The organism is Microcystis sp. M165S2, assembly GCF_020245885.1.
Classification (GTDB): domain Bacteria; phylum Cyanobacteriota; class Cyanobacteriia; order Cyanobacteriales; family Microcystaceae; genus Microcystis.
Genome location: NZ_JADBTZ010000130.1, coordinates 1 through 3445, shown reverse-complemented (window position 1 = coordinate 3445; position 3445 = coordinate 1). Strand labels below are relative to the sequence as shown.

Below are 3445 nucleotides of genomic sequence, written 5' to 3'. Positions count from 1 at the left end.
TTCAGCAAAGCATGTAGCGGGTTGTTTTTAAAATTATCAGTTTAATCAAAGAAGCTTGTAGTGCTGACAGTATCGTCAGGATCTACTCATAGGATGCTGGTAATGGATAATGAAAAAAACTTGCAGATATGGAAACGTAAACCTAATTTTGAATAACCAACAGAATAACTTGCGAAGGCAGGGGGCTATAAAACCCTCTTGCTTTCAAAAGTAATTTCTATTTCTCCTCTGGCTGCTAGCCTATATACATAGGACATTTTGTTGGGCGCAGTTATTACTTACTCAGTAATTAAGGTGACTACTTTATAATTTCGTCATCGTCACAAGGGCAGGTACAATAATTCGATTTATAAACTATACCAGTAACATTTTTTGAATCATAAGTAACAATAAAAATATTTCGGAACAAAGATTGTATTGTTTCACAATTCTTATCTATTCGATTTTCATCAACATTGGACTTTAGAAAATCTTGCAGCCACTTATAATCTTTTACATTTAGTGTGTCAATAAATTGCTGTTCAACTAACTTAATATTTGAGGCTCTATTTTTTTTTGGCTGATGGTCAACAACAAATTCCATTCCAAGATTTTTGAAATTAAATCTATATTGAAAATTATCCTTTTCCCATTTAAGCTTTGTTAGTATTCCATTGCTATCGTTAAACTCTATATAAAGATCTGGCAGAGTTTTTGTCTTCCATTCCCAGTAGCTCATTAATTTTTGCTTAGTATAATAGCCATCCATAATTAATTCTGGCGTGGGTGTTGGCCAACTTGACGGACTGGCCGTCTGTCCTGAACATGGAATTAGAAAGCTAATAACAATGCCAACTACTATAAAATTTCTAGTTATTGACATTTTGGTCTATTATTTACTAGTCCTTCACTCAAACTCTTTATTGATTCTTTTTCAATTTGAGCTTTACCTATAAAGATTTCTGTCTCCTTTAACCCTCCCCACGCCAAAGCTTCATACGGCTGACGAAGATTGACATTAGATTTATCTGCTCCGTCAAATTCCATTAGAGCATCCGTAATCATATCTACGTAATGATTGGCCATTAAATTATGCTGCGGTGTTCCGTTTGGGTAGGAATAACCACCATTACCATTAGGAATTGGAACGTATCGCGAGTAGTAATCGAAGAGACCAGGGAAATTAGATGGGTCTAAACCACTTACACCCCCAACCGACTGAATCTTTCTCCACATTTCAGCATGGATTAATTCATGAAATATAGTCCTCGCAACTTCAAGTTCTGAACGACTTGCAGCGCTTGCTGCACTAATTTTTATTTGAATTGGATTAGTGTTTCCGTTGGTTGTACCGTTTCGTTCTTGTCCAGCCTCATTAGGCAAGGATGGAACAACCTCCATGCAGACTTGGGCAGTTGGGTTCTCACTATTAAAGTTCTTTAAAAGCTCAAAGGCCGTGTCTTGACTTTTTAGTTTGTTCCAAGTGCCATTAACGCAATTGTTGCTGGTGAAACTAGAAAGTAAGCATACGTTATCTTCCCAAATATCCGGTACCGAAACTGGGTCTGGATTTACTATCCCAATGGGGTCTCCATTTCCGTCATAGGTATAGACAGGTGCAGGACCAATAACACCATCACAGTCCACACGTGCTATTACTTCAGGGGGAACTGTTCCACCAGTACCTCCCCAATCACCACAATCGATATTTAGGACACCTCCTACAAATGTCCATGTACATGGCTCTCCAATTTGGCCGCCTCCACTAGAACCCCCACCTCCTCCACCACCAGATCCACCACCACTTGATCCACCAGAACCGGTTCCACCACCGGAACTACTGCCTGATCCCGAGCCTCCACCACCAGTTCCACCCCCGTTTCCGGAGCCGTCACCACTTCCACCCCCACCTCCTCCACCAGAACCTCCTGATCCGCCTCCATCACAGTTTACTCTGCCATTTTTAATTGTCTTACCTCGTTTAATAGTAATACCAACACCATTATCTACTTTTGCTTTTGAAATCAACTCACGTTTTATATTTAAAAGACTTACAAAGCCAGTAAAATTGCTCATCAGAAATTTTCCTGATCTTTTGATCAACCAATCAGCGTTAGCATCATACTTTAGAATGTAGGACGTAATACCTTCATTATTTTCCTTGATTATTATATTCTCAAAAGTCAATGCGTCCCGACTAATTAGAATTAATGAATAACGTGTTATTGTGTCTCTAATGTTAGTAACCTTAACACCTCTTGTTAAATCAATCTCACCAATGTCAGTGTTTAATGACCTTCCATTTTTGGTTGCAGATTGGGTTGCTGTCCCAAGTAGGCTCATTAAATGAGCATCATTACTTGGTACAATATCTTCAATTGTTACGTCAGGTTGTTCAATTGTGATATCTTGAGTGTTACATGCTGCAAACAAATAAATTGTCAGGGCAAAGTATTTTAGTCTTCTCATAATTGGTCTGCTTGGTTTTCAAATATATTATTTTTAGCTCAATCTATTTAAGTAAACGGTAATAATTGCGCCCAACGTTTGTGCTTCTGCAGTAGCGCGCTTTCGAAGCCGCGTCCTGTCCCCGAAACCAAACGTTGAACGAAGATAACACTTATAGCTTACACGTCAACGCGCTATTGCAGAAGCATTTTGTTGTAGGTAGGGCGGTTTCGTCAGACCGTCAAGTATTAAAGAATCTTTGTCGTTAGTTAAAAGTCGGAATTGTCAAATGAGTCTTTGTCAGCCGTTGAGTTCAAGGTCATGACGGAATAGTCCAACGAAAACACAACTCAACGTTATTGTCTGCGGAGTAAAAATGTCTCACGTTAGAGGATTTCTCCGCGTAATCAATTTGAATTAATTATTTAATCTGATTAGTCCTATAACTCCTGCTGCAATCAGAATGATAATAATATTTACAATCAAAAGTTTAACCTCAATTCGAGTTAGTTGTTTCCTTGCCTTTGTGCGATATCTATTGTCGAGTGTTATTGCTGCCAACAAGAATATCGATGGAATTGTTACCCAAATGACGGAGTAAAAGGCTGAAAAGAAAAAGAAGACCTCAATGTTATTATCGGCATTCCCTTCAGTGAATGGCGTTAAAACCAATATTACGATAAAAAGTGAAATGCAAATTATCAATGCAACCCTAACTAAAAACGTCACCTTCTCAATTGCTCTATCAAGATTGTCCGAGTTGAGAAGATGTCGAATAGAAGTTAGACTCATTGTCCTTTTATATAAGTTTTTAAATTTTTGTATCGCACGTTTTATAATTTACGAGTCTTGATTTTTTCTGTCCGACCGCCTTACCTACAGTCGAGTCACCCAAGGGAGTTTCACCCTTAGGTTCTCACGGAACCGTACGTGAAAGTCTCCCTTCATACGGCTCTTCCTGTTTAATCACAAATGTATTTCTACATTATGGATATACCAACTTCCAGTGTGCGAATAA

General features: G+C 38.5%; 2 protein-coding genes. Both read right to left on the bottom strand.

The window, feature by feature from the left end; translation table 11 throughout:
- Positions 1 to 298: 298 nt before the first annotated feature.
- On the bottom strand, positions 299 to 862 hold the full coding sequence (locus IM479_RS06905) for a hypothetical protein (RefSeq protein ID WP_287699310.1): 564 nt from the start codon (positions 860 to 862) through the stop codon (positions 299 to 301).
- Positions 853 to 2448 (bottom strand): hypothetical protein, encoded by a 1596-nt coding sequence (locus IM479_RS06900; RefSeq protein WP_287699309.1) that lies wholly within the window; start codon positions 2446 to 2448, stop codon positions 853 to 855. Before IM479_RS06900 ends, IM479_RS06905 begins: the two co-directional genes overlap by 10 nt.
- Positions 2449 to 3445: the final 997 nt, after the last annotated feature.

Excerpts from the sequence above, each read along its gene's own strand:
- IM479_RS06905 (WP_287699310.1), bottom strand. The coding sequence starts at position 862 with ATGTCAATAACTAGAAATTTTATAGTAGTTGGCATTGTTATTAGCTTT.
- IM479_RS06900 (WP_287699309.1), bottom strand. The coding sequence starts at position 2,448 with ATGAGAAGACTAAAATACTTTGCCCTGACAATTTATTTGTTTGCAGCA.